This window comes from Corynebacterium mucifaciens, from assembly GCF_012396315.1.
In the GTDB taxonomy this organism is placed as follows: domain Bacteria; phylum Actinomycetota; class Actinomycetes; order Mycobacteriales; family Mycobacteriaceae; genus Corynebacterium; species Corynebacterium mucifaciens.
Genome location: NZ_JAAXPF010000001.1, coordinates 23,349 through 39,493, shown reverse-complemented (window position 1 = coordinate 39,493; position 16,145 = coordinate 23,349). Strand labels below are relative to the sequence as shown.

12 protein-coding genes and 1 tRNA gene are annotated in these 16,145 nt (G+C 66.9%); 7 read left to right on the top strand and 6 right to left on the bottom strand.

The features are described from left to right. Positions 1–22 precede the first annotated feature (22 nt). The gene (locus HF989_RS00190) at positions 23–4,672 is read right to left on the bottom strand and encodes an ATP-dependent helicase (protein WP_168683371.1); all 4,650 of its coding nucleotides are present in this window, start codon (positions 4,670–4,672) and stop codon (positions 23–25) included. 48 nt (positions 4,673–4,720) lie between these two features. On the opposite strand from HF989_RS00190, the gene HF989_RS00185 reads away from it, so the two are divergent. From HF989_RS00185 to HF989_RS00170, 4 genes are read left to right on the top strand one after another with little or no spacing between them, the layout of a single operon-like run. After that, positions 4,721–5,494, top strand: coding sequence for a 3'(2'),5'-bisphosphate nucleotidase CysQ (locus HF989_RS00185; RefSeq protein ID WP_168683370.1), 774 nt, complete (start codon positions 4,721–4,723; stop codon positions 5,492–5,494). After that, positions 5,491–6,288, top strand: a complete 798-nt coding sequence (locus HF989_RS00180; protein ID WP_168683369.1) for a thymidylate synthase — start codon at positions 5,491–5,493, stop codon at positions 6,286–6,288. The genes HF989_RS00185 and HF989_RS00180 overlap by 4 nt, the downstream gene beginning before the upstream one ends. Then, a complete protein-coding gene (locus HF989_RS00175; protein WP_168683368.1) occupies positions 6,285–6,776 on the top strand; it encodes a dihydrofolate reductase in 492 nt (163 codons plus the stop codon). The genes HF989_RS00180 and HF989_RS00175 overlap by 4 nt, the downstream gene beginning before the upstream one ends. A 1-nt stretch (position 6,777) precedes the next feature. After that, complete coding sequence (locus tag HF989_RS00170) at positions 6,778–7,062, top strand: mycoredoxin (protein ID WP_168683367.1); 285 nt, start codon at positions 6,778–6,780, stop codon at positions 7,060–7,062. A gap of 3 nt (positions 7,063–7,065) precedes the next feature. Here HF989_RS00170 and trhA read toward each other — a convergent pair whose 3' ends face one another. Next, positions 7,066–7,725, bottom strand: a complete 660-nt coding sequence (trhA, locus tag HF989_RS00165) for a PAQR family membrane homeostasis protein TrhA (protein ID WP_168683667.1) — start codon at positions 7,723–7,725, stop codon at positions 7,066–7,068. Between the two features lie 133 nt (positions 7,726–7,858). Beyond that, on the bottom strand, positions 7,859–9,253 hold the full coding sequence (locus HF989_RS00160; protein ID WP_168683366.1) for a phytoene desaturase family protein: 1,395 nt from the start codon (positions 9,251–9,253) through the stop codon (positions 7,859–7,861). A gap of 303 nt (positions 9,254–9,556) precedes the next feature. Between HF989_RS00160 and HF989_RS00155 the strand changes: the two genes are divergently transcribed. From HF989_RS00155 to HF989_RS00145, 3 genes are all read left to right on the top strand, one after another. Next, the gene (locus tag HF989_RS00155) at positions 9,557–11,338 is read left to right on the top strand and encodes a gamma-glutamyltransferase (RefSeq protein ID WP_168683365.1); all 1,782 of its coding nucleotides are present in this window, start codon (positions 9,557–9,559) and stop codon (positions 11,336–11,338) included. Between the two features lie 79 nt (positions 11,339–11,417). After that, positions 11,418–12,776, top strand: coding sequence for a poly-gamma-glutamate synthase PgsB (gene pgsB, locus HF989_RS00150; RefSeq protein WP_246233722.1), 1,359 nt, complete (start codon positions 11,418–11,420; stop codon positions 12,774–12,776). 2 nt (positions 12,777–12,778) lie between these two features. Next, a complete protein-coding gene (locus tag HF989_RS00145) occupies positions 12,779–13,792 on the top strand; it encodes a poly-gamma-glutamate biosynthesis protein PgsC/CapC (RefSeq protein WP_246233734.1) in 1,014 nt (337 codons plus the stop codon). 96 nt (positions 13,793–13,888) lie between these two features. Here HF989_RS00145 and HF989_RS00140 read toward each other — a convergent pair. The 3 genes from HF989_RS00140 to HF989_RS00130 form a co-directional block, all read right to left on the bottom strand. Continuing rightward, positions 13,889–13,964 (bottom strand) — tRNA-Arg (locus tag HF989_RS00140). Positions 13,965–14,009: 45 nt separating this feature from the next. Beyond that, positions 14,010–14,414: a DoxX family protein gene (locus HF989_RS00135; RefSeq protein ID WP_168683362.1), complete on the bottom strand. Its 405-nt coding sequence runs from the start codon at positions 14,412–14,414 to the stop codon at positions 14,010–14,012. 79 nt (positions 14,415–14,493) lie between these two features. Further along, entirely contained in the window at positions 14,494–16,143 is a 1,650-nt protein-coding gene (locus HF989_RS00130) for a solute symporter family protein (RefSeq protein ID WP_168683361.1), read from the bottom strand. Between the last annotated feature and the right edge of the window lie 2 nt (positions 16,144–16,145).

The following is a 16,145-nucleotide window of genomic DNA, read 5'->3' as shown; positions in this document are numbered from 1 at the left end:
AAGCATGCGCTTCCAATGTGAACTAGTCATCGAAGCTCAAACCGTCCGGAGGCTCAGCCCTGTCGTCGTCCAGCTCCCCCAGTGCCTCGGCCACGCTCCGGCCGCGCCGCTTCGGCGGCGCCGCAGCCTTGCCGCCGATCTTCACGCCCTTGTGGCTCACGGTCGCGCCGTAGCCCTTCAACTCGAATGCGGGCCCGCCGTTTAGTTTCTCCACCCCCAAGGGCTGCATCCGTCCTGCCCTGACAGCCTGCGTCAGCGCGTCGATGACGAGGGGCATCGGGTCGTCAATCCCCTCCGGGAACGCGTCGAAGAACGTGGTCATCGTTTTGCCCCCGCGGGTGACGTGGGCGGCGAGCAGGCCGTCGATGAGCACCACCATTGCGCCTGCCGAGCGGGTAGGGCCCTGCTCCGGCCACGGGAGCGCGGCACCGTAGGGGTTCGCGGGGTCGGTCGCCGCGAGCACGTGCACGTGCGGGTTTTTCGCGCCCGACGGCCACCCGACCAGGTCGTCAGAATCCTGATGCCCGCGCAGCCGATCAATGGTCGCAGGCGTGGAGAACTGAGAGGCACCCAATCCGTCGACGAGGTAACCGCGCATCGCTTTGCCGCTTTCCTCAAAACCCGACAGGGTCTTGTAGGCCAAGGCGAACCCGCCGAGGATGTCCTCCGCCACCACAGACCCGCGGGTGACCACCCCGTAGCGGTCCAGCAGCGACTCCCCCAGCGCCACCGAGCAGCGCGTCGCGTCCGCGTCCGGCTCCGGCGTGAGCGACCAGCGGCCGATCATGTCGGGCGGGGTGAGCGTGGCAAAGCTGGTGCGGCCCGAGCGCACCCTGCTTCTCGACGGCCTCCGCTTCGCCCGGTGCGCCGTCTTCCCGCCAGCCAGGCGCGCCCGGATAGGGGCGAACGAGTCTGGCGACAACAACCCAGCCTCCACCAGATCCCACATGGCCTCCCGGAGCTCCTCGGTGGTCGTTGTCGGCTCAAGCAGATCCTGGAACAGGAACCCGCCGCCGCGGCGCACCTTTTCCATCACTTGAGACTGGGTGAGCGACAACAGCGGCTCGTCCACCTGCGGCATGAGCTGCGCGGCGTAGTCGGCGGGCAGCAGCATGATCCACGGGTCGCGAGCGCCGGCCTTGCCCGCGCCGACGATGCTGATCTCGCCGCTGGCCGTGAGCTCGTCGAGCATGACGGGCGAATAATCCCCCACGCGGGCGGGCAGGATGTGCGATTCCCAGGCGGACGCGGGCAGCCGCACACCGGCTAATTGCTCCAGCACCGAGTACACGCCGTCCGCCCCGCGCAGCGCGGGCACAACACCAGCCGGCGCGACGTTCGACCACGCCGGCAGGAAGCGCCCGTACGCCGACTGCGAGACCGGCCGGGTCTGGGCGCGCGCCGCCGCCAGCGACCGCGAACGGATGATCCGCAGGACCTCAGCGGCAACGTATTCTTCCTCGTCGATCCCCTGCCGGTAGCGCCCGGGGATGACTTTGTCCTTCTCTATGAGCCGCGACAGCGGCTCGTGGGCAGCGCCGACCGCCAACCCGAACGCGTCCGCCAAGTCGCGGAGCGTGAACGGGCCGCGGGTGCGCACCCAGCGGCCAACCAGCTGCGCCAGGGCGTCAGGGATGGTCTGCACCTGCGCGGCCACGCCGGGCGGGACGGGCACGCCGAGGGCGTCGCGGAGCAGCGGCGCGTCGAGGGTCTGCGCGACGTGCTCCCGGCCGCCGATGCGCACCCGCATCATGCGCCCGTGCAGGCTCTGTTCGAGCGAGTTCAGGGGCACCGTGGTGTAGAGGCGGAGCGCGTCGATAGGCACGGGCCCCACGATGCGCAGGGTGTCCGCGAACTGCTCCGACGTTTCGGCGCGGCCCACGCGCCGCAGCGACGCGTCGACCTCCTCGATGATGTCCGCGTCTAAGAGTTCGCGCAGCTCAACGGTGCCGAGCAGCTTGGCCAGCAGCGACGGGTCGAGCGACAGCGCCGCGGCGCGCTTCTCGGCCAGCGGGGTGTCGCCCTCGTACATGAACGCGCCGGTGTAGTTGAACAGGAGCGACGACGCGAACGGGCTTGGCGTATCCGTGGTCACCTCGGCGATGCGCACCCGGCGGGTGTTGACGTCCCGCATGACCTCCTGCAGCGCGGGGAGGTCGTAGACGTCTTGGAGGCATTCGCGCACCGTCTCCAGAATGATGGGGAACGACGGGTAGTTCCGGGCGACGTCGAGCAACTGCTCGGCGCGTTGGCGCTGCTGCCACAGCGGTGCGCGCTTGCCGGGGTTTCGGCGCGGCAACAGCAGCGCACGGGCGGCGCACTCGCGGAAGCGGGAGGCGAACAGCGCCGAGTTGCCCACCTGCTCGGTGACAATGTCGGCGATCTCGTCCGCGTCGAACTGGAACAGGCTGCCGTCCGGCTCCTTGTCCCCCTGCGGCAGGCGCAGCACGATGCCGTCGTCGCCCGCCACCGCCTGGGCGTCCATGCCGGTCTCCTGCGCCACACGCCAGCCTGTCGCCAGCGCCCACGCGGCGTTAACCCCTTTGCCAAACGGGGTGTGCAGCACCACCCGCCAGTCCCCCAGCTCGTCGGTGAACCGCTCGAGCACCAGCGTGGTTTCGTCCGGCAGGATGCCGGTGGCCTCCTCCTGCTCCTCGAGGTATTGCAGAAGGTTCTTGCGGGCGCGCTCGTCCAGGCTGGGGTCGAGGGAGCTTTTTGCTTCTCTGCGGAACGCGCCCAGGGCTTTCCCGAGTTCATAGGGCCGGCCCAGCCCGTCGCCGGTCCAGAACGGCAGGCGCCCGGTGTGCCCCGGCGCAGGAGACACCTGCACCTGGTCGCGCGTGATGTTTTCGATGCGCCAGCTCGAGGCGCCGAGGGTGAACACATCGCCGACGCGGGACTCGTAGACCATTTCCTCGTCCAGCTCCCCGACCCGGCGGGGGGCCTTGTCCCCTTCCTGCGAGCCGAGCAGGAAGACGCCGAACATGCCGCGATCCGGAATGGTGCCCGCGTTGGTCACCGCCACCCGCTGGGCGCCGGGACGGGCCTTCAAGGTGGAGCCCTCGAGGATGGCCCGCGGGCGCAGCTCGGCGAAGTCCGTGGAGGGGTAGATGCCGATAACAAGGTCGATCACCGAGTCGTACACCTCGCGCGCGAGGTCGCGGTACGGCCACGCGCGGCGGACCGTGTCGTACCACTCGTCGACATCCAGGTCCTCCACCGCAACCGCGGCGACGGTTTGCTGCGCAAGCACATCCAGCGGGCTGCGCGGGGTGTGCAGCTCCTCGATGAGCCCCTCGCGCATCCGGGGCACCGTCACCGCCGTCTGCACCAGGTCCGAGCGGTGTTTGGGGTAAAACGCGCCCTCGGACACCGCGCCCACCGAGTGCCCGGCGCGCCCCACGCGCTGCAACCCGGATGCGACCGACGGCGGGGATTCGACCTGGATCACCAAATCCACCGCGCCCATGTCGATACCCAGCTCCAGCGAGGACGTGGACACCACCGCGCGCAACGAGCCTTCCTTCAGCATCGTCTCGGTCATCGCCCGCTCGTCCTTGGACACCGAGCCGTGGTGGGCGCGCGCGATCACCGGGGTGGCGTGGCCTGCGGTATCCACGGATTTCATCAGCTGCGCCGGGGGCCGACGCGTTGCGGGGCTTAACGCCTCCGGGTCGTGCTCTTTCGCCCACAGCTCGTTGAGCTGGCTGGTCAACCGCTCGGCGGTGCGGCGCGAGTTCACAAACACGACGGTGGAGCGGTGCTCCATCACCTGCTGGTACACCGCCTGCTCGATGTGCGGCCAGATCGAGTTGGTCGCGCCGGGCGGCGGCGGAGACGACTCATCGTCGTCGGACAGTGCGTCGTCGAAGATTGCGTCGCCGATGGTCGAGGCGTCTTCGGGCACGGGCAGGTCGGACATGTCGTCCACAGGCACGCGCACGTCCAAGCGCCAGCGTTTCTCCGCCGGCGGGTTGATGATGGTGGTCTTGGGCCCGAGGAAGTTGGCCACCGCCTCGATCGGGCGCACGGTAGCGGAAAGCCCGATGCGCTGGAAATTACCCGCGAGCCGTCGCAGCCGCTCGAGCGACAAGGCGAGGTGCACGCCGCGCTTCGTGCCGGCGAGCGCGTGGATCTCGTCCACGATGACCGTGTCGACAGTTCTCAGGATGCCCGCCGCCTTGGAGGTGAGCATGAGGTAGAGCGACTCGGGCGTGGTGATCAAGATGTCAGGCGGCTTGCGCAGCTGCCGGTTGCGCTCGCTCTGCGGGGTGTCGCCGGAACGCACCGCCACGGAGATGTCCGGCATGTCGCGGCCCAGGCGCTGCGCCACGCGGGCAATGCCGTTGAGCGGTGCGCGCAGGTTGTTCTCCACATCCACACCGAGCGCCTTGAGCGGGGAGATATAGAGGACACGCACGCCGCCGTGCGTGGAGGCGTGAGCGCCGTCGATAGGCAGGGCCTGCTGCCCGGCGCGCTCCACGAGAGCGTTGAGGGACCACAAAAACGCAGCCAGGGTCTTACCGGAGCCGGTTGGCGCGACAACGAGCGCGTTCTCGCCCTGGCTGATTGCCTCCCACGCGCCCTCCTGGACTTTGGTGGGCGCTTCGAACACCTCCTCGAACCACGTGGCCACCTGCGGGTGGAAGCGGGAGAGGATTGGCGAGCTCATTGTGCAGACTTTAGCCTGCGTAGCCGAGTGGGCGGTAGAGTCGGACGCATGACTGCTCAGTACTCGGATTCCCGGCTGACAAACCTCATTGCGGAGGGCACTGGGGAGATCCTCAAAGGCGTGCGCGGGGTGGGGCTGCTACGCGGCCGCGAGCTCGGCGAGGCGGGCGACGAGCTCGCGCAGAATTGGATTGCGCGCGTGCTTGCGCAACACCGGCCCGAGGACGGTTTCCTGTCCGAGGAGGCCGCGGACGACCACGACCGGCTGAGCAACGACCGCGTCTGGATCGTCGACCCCCTCGACGGCACGAAGGAATTCGCCACCGGCCGCCAGGACTGGGCGGTGCACGTCGCGCTTGTGGAAGACGGGGTGCCCACTCACGCAGCGGTGGGGCTGCCGGACCTGGGCGTGGTGTTCAAGTCGTCCGACGTGCGGCACGTCTCGGGCCCTTTTGCGGGCAAGGTGGCGATGTCGCGCAACCGGCCCCCGGCCGTGGCCGCGCACGTTGCGCAGGCGCTGGGCTTCGATGCGGAGCCCGTCGGTTCTGCGGGCGCGAAAGCGATGCACGTGCTGCTCGGCGACTACGATGCCTACGTTCATGCCGGCGGGCAGTACGAATGGGACCAAGCCGCACCGGTGGGCGTCGCGCTGGCCGCCGGGCTGCACGCCTCCCGGCTCGACGGTTCCGCGTTGCGCTACAACAACGCCGACACCTACATTCCGGACATCGTGATTTGCCGCCCGGAGCTCGCCGACGACATCTTGGAGGCGGCGGCGCGCTACCGCGACGAGCACGGAACCTTCGAAGGAGTAGCCAAGTGATTTCCACCCCGTACGAGGATCTGCTGCGCGACGTCCTCGAGCACGGAACCGAGAAGGGCGACCGCACAGGCACCGGCACCCGCTCCGTGTTCGGCCGCCAGATCCGCTACGACCTGTCCGAGTCCTTCCCCCTGCTGACCACCAAGAAGGTGTACTTCAAGGGCGTCGTGGGCGAGCTGCTGTGGTTCCTGCGCGGCGATTCAAACGTGCGCTGGCTGCAGGACAACGGCGTGCGCATCTGGAACGAGTGGGCGGACGAGGACGGCGAGCTCGGCCCCGTGTACGGCGTGCAGTGGCGCTCCTGGCCCACCCCGGACGGCGGGCACATCGACCAGATCGAGGAAGTGCTGCGCACACTGAAGGAAAACCCGGATTCCCGCCGCAACCTCGTCTCCGCCTGGAACGTGGCAGAGCTAGACAAGATGGCGCTCATGCCCTGCCACCTGCTGTTCCAGCTCTATGTCGCCGACGGGCGGTTGTCTATGCAGGTTTACCAGCGCTCCGCCGACATGTTCCTCGGCGTGCCGTTCAACATCGCCTCCTACGCGCTGCTGACCCACATGTTCGCGCAGCAGGCGGGCCTGGAGGTCGGCGAGCTGATCTGGACGGGCGGCGACTGCCACATCTACAACAACCACGTCGAGCAGGTACGCGAGCAGCTCTCCCGCTCCCCGCGCGAGTACCCGCAGCTGCGCCTGCGCAAGGCGGCGTCCATCTTCGACTACGATTTCGCCGACATCGAGGTCGTCGGCTACGACCCGCACCCCACCATCAAGGCGGAGGTTTCCGTATGACGCAGCGTGTGACCCTGGGCGCGATCTGGGCGCAAAGCCTGGACGGCGTCATCGGCGACGGCGCGGGCATGCCCTGGCACCTGCCGGAAGACTTGAAGCACTTCAAGGAGATCACCTTCGGCCACCCCATCATCATGGGCCGCCGGACGTGGGAATCGTTGCCCACCCGCCCCCTGCCGGGGCGTGCGAACCACGTGCTGTCGTCGCGCCAGCCGGGCACGTGGTCGCGCGGCGCGTACGTCTCCCGCGACATCCCCGACCTAGAAACGGACGCGTGGATCATCGGCGGCGCGCAAGTCTACGAGGCCACCATCGACGAGGTGGACGTCATCGAGCGCACGCTTATCGACGTCCATCCGGACATCCCCGCATCCAGAGCCGTCTACGCGCCCCGGATCGACGCGGACTTCGCGCTCGGCCGCGACGGCGAGTGGCGCACCTCCGAGACCGGCCTGCGATACAAATTCCAACGCTTTGAAAGGATCTGACATGACTGTAAAGACCCCCGAAACCTCCTCGCCCGTCACCATCTTCGCCGCCGACTGGTGCCCGTTCTGCCGCAAGCTGCGCGAGCGCCTTGACCGCACCGAGACGCCCTACGACGTGGTGGACGTGGACGCCGACGGCATGGGCGAGGTCAACGAATGGATCAAGTCCGTCAACGACGGCAACCGCATCATCCCCACCGTGCTCTACTCCGACGGCACGCACGCCACCAACCCGGAGGCTTCCGCTGTGCGCGCGAAACTGCGCGAACTCACCGGCGAGGCGTAGCCGCTACCCCGCCTGCACCACAACCATCCAGATGGCGACGAGGTGCAAAACGGCCGCCACGACCGTCGCGGTGTGGAAATGCTCGTGGTAGCCGTAGTAGCGCGCTGACCTCCCCGGCCACTTAAAGCCGTACACCAGCGCGCCGAGGGTGTAGATCACCCCGCCCGCGAAAAGTAGCCACACCACCGCCGCACCCGCCTCGCGCCACAGGGTGGGGAGGAGCGGGACGATGACCCACCCCAGCCCGACGTAGACCACCACGTCCAGCCAGCGCGGGTGGTTGATCCACACGAGGTTGAGCACCGCTCCCCCGATGCCGCCCGCCCATGCGACGGCAAGCATCACCGCCGCAGTCTTCGTCTCGAAGACGGTCAGGCACAGCGGCGTGTACGTGGCGGCAATGAACACCGAGATCGTGGCGTGGTCCGCCCGGCGCCACCACTGGACGGCGCTGGCGGTACGCCACGGCCAACGGTGGTACATCGCGGAGACCCCGAAAAGCAGAAACAACCCGGCACCGTACACCGTGACCCCGAGGGCCTGGACCCACCGCAGCGTCATCCACGCGAACGTGATCAGCACCGCCGCCGCGAGCGCCGAGAGTATTGCCGCGCCGAGGTGGAACCAGCCGCGGATGACAGGACGCGCGCCTCGATCCGCCATAACGTAGCTGCGCTGCACTTGGCCCTGCTGGAGTGTGTGGTGCGGTCTCGTCGCGGTCACGGGTCACCTCCGCTGTCGTCGTTGACATGGCTTTCGCCTGAATCCACCTCTAACCTACGGCATGGTAGGTACTTCAGCCGAAGTCCCGCAGGGCCGCCTCCGCCGCCCACCATCCGGGCATCCCGTGCACGCCGGCCCCCGGCGCGGTCGACGCCGACGCGAGGTAGAGCCCCTTGCGCAGGCGGTGCGGCTGCCGCATGAGAAGCTGTGCGCCGTCCATGGCTCCGCCCGCGATGTCCCCGCCCACTACATTCGGGTTCCACGCCTCCAGCGCCGCCGGGGATGCCTCGATCCTCTGCCTCACCACATGGCTGAAGCCCGGCGCGAACCGCTCGATCTGCCGCTCGATTTTCTCCGCCACCTCGCCGGGGTAGCGCTCGCGGTAGCCGTGCGGCACGTGGGCGTACGTCCACAGCACCAGCCCACGGGAGGGGTCGGCGGCGTACTGCTGGGCGGCCATGACAAACGGGCGCTCGGGCATGATGCCGTTGGCCACGGCCCTCTCGGCGCTGACAATCTCGTCCACGCGGCCGCCCACGTGTACCGTCGCCGCCTGCCCCACCCGGGGGTCCGCCCACGGCACCGGCGCATCGAGCACGAAATCCACCTTGTGCACCGCCGGGCCGTAGCGCCACCGGCGCATGGACCTTCTGCGGCGGGTGGGAAGCGAAGCGCCGTCGATAGCCAGCACCTGCGATGGTGTGAGGTTGAGTATCACCGCGTCCGCCTCCGGCAGCTCGCGCACCTCCTCGCCGCAGCGCACCACGCCGCCATGCTCCTCCACGAGCCTGCGCAGTGCAGCGGTGATCGCGCCGGAGCCACCCTCGGCCACAGGCCACCCGCGCGTCATCCCCAGCGCCCCGAAAAGCAGGCCGAAGGCGCCGGTGAGCGGCCGCGAAGGCGACGTGATCGCGTGCGTCGCACTGCCGGCGAAGAGGGCACGGGCCTCCTCGGTGCGAAACACCGCGTGCCCGAGCGTCGCAGCCGGCAGCACTCCTCGTGCGCCGAACCGCGCTAAGGCCACCGGGTGCCTCGGCCACCGCGGCATGGGTGCGAGAACGTCGGTCAGGATACCGTCGATACTGTCCACCACCGGCCGGTGCAACCGTGTCCATGCGCGCCCGTCCCCGCCAAGCCCCGCCGCCGTTGCCTCGAGCGAGCCCTCAAGCAGCGCGGACGTGCCCTCGAGCGGGTGGGCCATCTCGAACGGAGCGCGCAGCCAGCGCACGCCATAGTCTTCCAGCCGCAGCGCGTGGAAGGCCGGGCTTGCGGCGCCGAAGGGGTGGCAGGCCGCGCCGAGGTCGCGCAGCGCGCCGCCTTCAAGCTGCTGCGTCGCGGCAGCGCCACCGACGCTGCTCGAGCGTTCTCGCACGTCAACCCGCCATCCGTCCACGGCTAGGCGCGCCGCGGCCGTCAGCCCGTTTGGCCCGGCGCCCACAATCACTGCGGTTGGTTTCACCGCGCCCATGGTAAACCCGCGTACCCTTTCGTGGCCGGGGAAGCGAGGAACTTTCGTGCCAAGAACGTTCCGGCCGCGTGCACGGGTGCCGCTGCCTCCTCCGCCCGCCCGGCCCATATCCGCCGTGAGCTGCGCTTTTGCGAGCGCGCTGCAGCGTGCCAACCACAGCAAGGCAGTGTACTTTCGTTCCGCCGTGGCACCTTCGTTCCCACCCTGCTGCGACCTCTTCCGCGGGTATTGCGCCGCCATTAACCTCCCTGTCTGTTCACTGCAGATCTGGCCTGCAAGCTGCAATTGGGTTGGGAGAATTCGATGAGGAAAACGCCGCGGCACCTGGTCGCCTCGCTGGCAGCGTCGGCTGTCCTCTTGGCGTCCTGCGGCACCGATTCAGCGTCGGATTCGACGCGTTCGGCCTCGCCTTCCTCTGCCCCGGCGGCGGACACGGGCTGCGCTACGGATACAGCCCGGTCGACGAGTGGCAGGAACGGATTCGCCGTCGCCACAACGCACCCGCAGGCCGCGTGGGCCGCGTGCACCGTGCTCGCCCAGGGTGGCTCAGCCGCGGATGCCGTAGCGGCCGCCCAGCTGGCATTGGGGGTTGTTGAACCGATGTCCTCGGGCCCAGGCGGCGGGGCGCTCGCGGTTTACTACGACGCCCGCACCCGCTCGCTCAGCTCCTACGACGGCACCGTCGTGGCGCCCAAGGACGACACCGGTGACGCGCTTTCTGCTGCCGGCGTGCCGCACACCCTCGCGTTGCTCGCATCCTTGCGCGCCGATTACGGGGTGTTGGACGCGGCGAGCATCGCGAAGCCCGCGCAAGATCTCGCCGCGGACGGTTTCAACGTCTCGGAGCGGTTCGCGGACGCGGCCGCGAGCGACGGCTCACCGCTTACGGACACGGACCTGGCCGAGAAGCTGTACGGCGCTGAGGGCGCCGACGGCATCACCGCTGGCGAGACGCTGACCAACAGGGCGTACGCCGACTTTCTCGGCTCCTGGGTCGATGCCGACGGTGCGTTGTCGAAAGGCACTATCGAGTCCCTTGCGAGCGAGCTGCCCGATGTCGCCGGACGGGCGAACTTCGCCCGGGAGTGGCACGACGCCACCGCTGCCGAGGTTGATCCGCTGTGCGTTCCCTTCCAAGACACGGAGGTATGTGGCGTGGGATCCCCCGCCACGGGGACCCCGATCGTCGCACAAACGCTGGGCATCTTGAACCGCCTCGACCCGGCGCGCCACGAGCCGTACGACAACGACGGGCTCCGCGTCGCCCGGACGACAGCGGCGCACGAGATCATCGAGGCCGAGCGCATCGCCTTCGCCAACGCGAATACGTGGGCAGGCGACCCTGCCGGAGACAAAGCGCAAAAGGCCATCGCGGACGGCTACATCAACGACATTGTCACCGACCGCCGCACGCTCAAGGACGAGGCAAAGTCGATCCGGAAAAAACGGGCCCTGAAAGAACCCGAGGCGGAGCGCCTGGATGGTGTGGCGGGCAAGTACCGCGACTTCGAGGAAGAGGGCACCGCCCAGATAAGCGTCCGAGACGGCGACGGCAGCTTCGCCTCGGTGACGACGACGCTGCAGAAGAACTTCGGTACTGGGCTGACAGCAGGGGGCTTTTTCATCAACAACTCCCTGGACAATTTCGGCGGCGACGACCAGCGCGAGCCGAATGTCCGCGCACCCGGGCGGCACCCGAAAACGACGATGTCCCCGCTCATCATCACCGATGACGGCGGCGACCCGGTGGCGGCGCTCGGCTCACCCGGCGGCAAATCCATCCCGTCCTACAACATCAAAACCACGGTTGCGCTGACCGCCTGGGGCCTCGCCCCTGACCAGGCAGTCACCCTGCCGAATTTTGGCGCGACCGGACGACATTCCGCCTACGTCGAAACACCGAAGCACGAGGACCTTCCCCGCGATATGAAGCGAATGCGCAAGGTCCTCGAACGGTGGGGCCACAGCCTAAACACCGGGGAAGCAGACAGCGGTACGTCGGTTGTCACGTTCATCGACGGGACTGTGGCTGCCGCCGCCGACCCTCGCCGGGGAGGAGCCGCCGCTGCTAGTTCGGCCCCATAGACCCACCCCAGTTTCCTCCAGTCCGTCTTTCCCGCATCCACCCCAATCGTTTTGAAAAGGTATTCCCAGAATGCTGAGCATGATTAGCCTCTGTGCCGCTGGTGTCGCCGCGCACGTTTCCTACCTCCACACCTTCCACTCGCGCCACCGCTCCCGCCTGGACGGCTTGCAGCACAACATCCACATCAACGGCATCCGCGGCAAGTCCACCGTGACCCGCATGATGGGGGCCGTGCTGCGGGAGGCAGGGCTGCGCACGATCTCCAAAACGACGGGCACGTACGCCTGCGTCATCGACTGCGAGAGCGGCGAGCACCCGATCAAGCGCACCGGTCCCGCAAACATCGCCGAGCAGTACTCGTTTATCCGCGAATGGGTCACCGAGGACGTGGATGCTTTGGTGGTCGAGTGCATGGCGGTGAAGCCGAAGTACCAGAAGGTCTGCCAAGAAACCATCCTGCAATCGCCAATCACGGTCATCACCAACGTGCGACTGGACCACCAGGAGGACATGGGCGACACCCTGGAAGAGATCACCGCCTCCTTGTGCAACACGGTGCCGTTCAACGGCACCGTCGTCACCGCGGAGCGCAATCCCCGCCTCGTCTCCATCATCGAGAAGTTCGCGCAGGAGCGCGGATCCCGCGTCATTGTCGCTGCCCGCACGGATCTCTCCGAAGGGCTCGTCCCCTACTTCTCCTACCAGCAGTTCGAGGAGAATGTCGCCGTGGTGCTCGCCGTCGCCGAGCTCATCGGCATCGACGCCCAAACCGCTGCGCGCGGGATGCTGGCCGCGGCCCCCGACCCGGGCACCACGGCCGTTCAGCGCATCCCGGTTGGGGATTCGTCCGTCACCGACCTCAAGTGGGTGCCGATGTTCGCGGTCAACGACTGGGAGTCCACAGTTCGCGTGTTCCGCTCGGTAAGCGCGGAGAAACTCAGCGACGACGCTTCGCGCGTGGTCATCCTGAACAACCGCTCGGACCGTACCGACCGCGCCCAGATGTTCAACGACCTGATCAGCACGGACCTGCGCGAAGAGATCGACCGCGTGGTGCTGTTCGGCGACCTGCAGGATGTGGTGAGCCAGCAGCTCGTGGACAATGGCCTGCCTGCGGACATGGTGGTGACCACCGGCGATCTGGAAAACGCGACAGGCGAGGCGCTCCTGCGCCGGGTCATCGACGGCCTAGACGGCGACGTCGCCGTCTTCGGCATGGTCAATATCCACACCGATCACGCTACTGAGCTCATCCGCTACTTCGACGCTGCTGCCACCGAGGACGCCGCACCGGGCGCAAGACCGGTGGCGGAGCAGGAACAGTCGGCGATTGCAGAGCTCACCTCCGACGTGGCCGCCTTCGGCTACGAGGGCGCGGAGTTCATCGAAGACCACGAGCCCGAACTGGAAACAACCGAGACGAAGATGGCGGCGTGACCATGAACCTTGCGTTTCTTCCCACCGAGTACGGCTTCACGGTCGAAGCCATCCACTACCTGTTCATCACCGGTCTTTTGGTGAGCTACATCTACTACAAGAAGACCAGCATTTCCTGTGGCGGGTCGCTCGCTGTCGCCTACCTCGGGGCGAGCATCCTGTGGCCGGTTGCGATCGTATCCACCATCGTCATCGCCTTGATTTCCTACGTGACAGTGAAGCGGGTCGTGCTCCGTCTGTGGCTGCCCCGGCCACGCCAGATCTTCGGCATCGGCCTGCTCGTGGGCATCTTTTACGGCGCGATCTGGCTTGCGGTGGCCACTGCGGTGTTCGGGTCGGATTCCGTCCCCTCACAGATCGCCATTGTGGGCGTGATCATCCCCGGTATGCTCTGCAACTCGTTCAACAAGCAGGGCGTGGCCAAGACCCTCGTCCCCATGCTGTGGATGCTCCCGTTGACGGGCGTAGTGGGGCTTGGCCTGGCCTCGTTGTCGTACCGAATCTCCGACGCCGGCACCATCGGCCGGATGTTCGCTCCCGCCGAAGCTCACCCGACGCTAACGTTCGCGCTCACGGCGCTGTCGGTGCTCATGGCCGTGCTCATTCAAGACGGCCCGTTCTCGAAGCTGAAGCTGCGCACTGGCGGTTACGTCACCGTCGGGCTGATCGTTGCCACGATAGGCCCGTGGCAGGTCGTCGTCCTTATGGCCGCGGCGGTGCTTGTGACCTACCTGGTCTTTGTCAACGTCACGAAGCTCGTCCCGGCGCACGGCAAGGACCGGTTCGTCGTGCTGATCATGATCTCGTCTGTGTCGGTGCTGACGATCGAGTACGTGCTGAACACGCTCACCGGTGTGCAGTTCGACGGCGCCCGCAACATTGTGTACTGCGCGTTGCCGGCGATCGTGGCCAACGACCTCATCCAGTACGGCCCGAAGAAGACCGCCGGTGGAATGGCCATCTCGGCGCTTGTCACCGGCGCGGTTGCGATCCCCGGTTTCGCACTCGCCGCCTAACGCAGCCGCCTCGCGGATAGGGCCAATCAAGCACCAACAAGCGAAGACCCCGAGAGCCTGCTAACGCAGCGCCTCGGGGTTTCTCTATGCAGAATGTGGCGCCCCAGAGAGGAATCGAACCTCCGACACCTTCTTTAGGAGAGAAGTGCTCTATCCACTGAGCTACTAGGGCAATGGCGCTAGGTTACCGCAGTGCCGCGGCAACCTAGAAACCACGCTACTTCTTGGGAATACCGGCACCCCACAGTGCCGCCGCGATGAGCGCGGGCTGGCCGAACAGCCGGATCAGACGCGCACGGTCGTTGTCCAACCCCGGCATATTCTGCTTCTCCGCGTACTGCGCGATGTTGCCTGGGTAGATGAGCCAGTACAGTGACGCCAACCCGATACCGGTGAGCTTCTTCTGCTTCGGCAGCAGCAGTTGTGCAAGGCCGGCAGCGATCTCGACGTAGCCCGAGGCGACAACGACGAAGTCCTTCTTCATCGGGAACCAGTTCGGCACCTGCGCCTGGAACGGTTTACGGGCGAATGTGAGGTGGCTAATGCCTGCTGTGGTCATCATGACACCCAGTGCTTGGCGGGTGCGCTTTTGCGACGTTTCCCGGTCTGAGAAAAAACCCATGATTGGCAACCTTTCTTGTGATTTGGTGGTCTGCCCCAGCATAGACCCGCACGCTGGCGCACTCTGGCGCGTTGCGTGGTTAGTGGTCTACGGGAGCCTCCACTCCGACGCCGGTGAGGGAGCGAACCTCCATCTCGGCCTGGAGCTGGTCGAAGTTGTCCGGCTTACCCAGGTAGGTGCCGACGATGCCGGCTAGGAAGCCAAGCGGAATGGACACAAGGCCGGGGCTCGAGAGCGGGAAGATAGCCCAATCCGCGTTCGGGAACATTGAGGTTGCGCTGCCGGACACCGCCGGGGAAAGCGCAATGAGCACCAGCGCGGAGATCAGGCCGGTGTAGATCGACGCCACCGCGCCGGTGGTGTTGAAGCGCTTCCAGTACAGGGAGTACAGGATGGTGGGCAGGTTCGCGGACGCCGCAATGGCGAAAGCCAGGGACACCAGGAAAGCAACGTTCTGCTGCATGGCAAGAATGCCAAGGATGATGGAGACGATGCCAAGCACGACCACGGTGATGCGGGAAACGCGGACCTGCTCCGCCTCGGTGGATTGACCGTCGCGAAGCACCGCGTCGTACACGTCGTGCGCAATCGACGCGGACGCCGTGATGGCGAGGCCGGCGACCACTGCAAGCACGGTTGCGAATGCCACCGCGGAGATCAGCGCCATGAAGATGGAGCCGCCGAGCTCGAATGCCAGCAGCGGTGCCGCCGAGTTCGCGCCGCCTGGCGCGGCGAGGATGCGGTCCGGTCCGACGAACGCGGCAGCGGCGTATCCCAGCACAAGCGTGAGCAGGTAGAACGAGCCGATGAGGACGATGGCCCAGGTCACGGATTTACGGGCTTCCTTGGCCGTCGGGACGGTGTAGAAGCGCATGAGCACGTGCGGCAGGCCCGCGGTACCGAGCACCAGCGACAGGCCGAGAGAGACGAAGTCCAGCTTGGAGGTGGTGGATCCGCCGTACTTCAGGCCGGGCTTGAGAATATCCTCGGCCTGGTACCCCTTCTCCGCCAGGTAGCCGGATGCTGCGTGGGTGTCGATGGCCCGGTCGAATACCGCCGTCAACCCGCCCTTCGCAAGGATGAAGGCGAGGATGGACATAATCAGCACACCCGCGATGAGCAACACCGCCTTGATCATCTGGACGTACGTGGTGCCCTTCATGCCCCCGACGAGGACGTAGACGATCATGATCACGCCGACAATGCCGACGCAGATCGCCTGGGCGGTGAAGGAATGCAGGTCGAGCAGCACAGAGACGAGCGACCCAGCGCCGGCCATCTGGGCGATGAGGTAAAACAGCGACACGAACAGCGTGCCGAACGCGGCCGCGACGCGGACCGGCTTTTGCCGCAGACGGAACGACAGCACGTCCGCCATGGTGAAACGGCCGACGTTGCGCAGCGGCTCCGCCACCAACAGCAGCGCGACGAGCCACGCCACGAAGAATCCGATGGAGTACAAGAACCCGTCGTATCCGTTCAGCGCGATTGAGCCCACGATGCCCAAGAACGATGCGGCGGAGAGGTAGTCACCGGCGATGGCAAGGCCGTTTTGCGTGCCGCTAAACGACGCTCCTCCGGTGTAGAAATCCGCCGATTCGTTCGTGGTCTTACCGGCGCGGGCAACGATATAGAGGGTGATTGCGATGAAGACGCCGAAGATCGCAATGTTCAGAACCGGGTTACCGGTGCCCTCACCGGTCTCGGCGGCGAGCAGGTACGTCTGCATGG

What these genes read in the sequence shown, in the direction of transcription:
- HF989_RS00160 (WP_168683366.1), bottom strand. Translation starts at nt 9,253, where the DNA reads ATGGGCGCGGTGAAACCAACCGCAGTGATTGTGGGCGCCGGGCCAAAC.
- HF989_RS00170 (WP_168683367.1), top strand. Translation starts at nt 6,778, where the DNA reads ATGACTGTAAAGACCCCCGAAACCTCCTCGCCCGTCACCATCTTCGCC.
- HF989_RS00155 (WP_168683365.1), top strand. Translation starts at nt 9,557, where the DNA reads ATGAGGAAAACGCCGCGGCACCTGGTCGCCTCGCTGGCAGCGTCGGCT.
- HF989_RS00175 (WP_168683368.1), top strand. Translation starts at nt 6,285, where the DNA reads ATGACGCAGCGTGTGACCCTGGGCGCGATCTGGGCGCAAAGCCTGGAC.
- pgsB (WP_246233722.1), top strand. Translation starts at nt 11,418, where the DNA reads ATGATTAGCCTCTGTGCCGCTGGTGTCGCCGCGCACGTTTCCTACCTC.
- HF989_RS00130 (WP_168683361.1), bottom strand. Translation starts at nt 16,143, where the DNA reads ATGCAGACGTACCTGCTCGCCGCCGAGACCGGTGAGGGCACCGGTAAC.
- HF989_RS00190 (WP_168683371.1), bottom strand. Translation starts at nt 4,672, where the DNA reads ATGAGCTCGCCAATCCTCTCCCGCTTCCACCCGCAGGTGGCCACGTGG.
- trhA (WP_168683667.1), bottom strand. Translation starts at nt 7,725, where the DNA reads ATGGCGGATCGAGGCGCGCGTCCTGTCATCCGCGGCTGGTTCCACCTC.
- HF989_RS00135 (WP_168683362.1), bottom strand. Translation starts at nt 14,414, where the DNA reads ATGGGTTTTTTCTCAGACCGGGAAACGTCGCAAAAGCGCACCCGCCAA.
- HF989_RS00185 (WP_168683370.1), top strand. Translation starts at nt 4,721, where the DNA reads ATGACTGCTCAGTACTCGGATTCCCGGCTGACAAACCTCATTGCGGAG.
- HF989_RS00145 (WP_246233734.1), top strand. Translation starts at nt 12,779, where the DNA reads ATGAACCTTGCGTTTCTTCCCACCGAGTACGGCTTCACGGTCGAAGCC.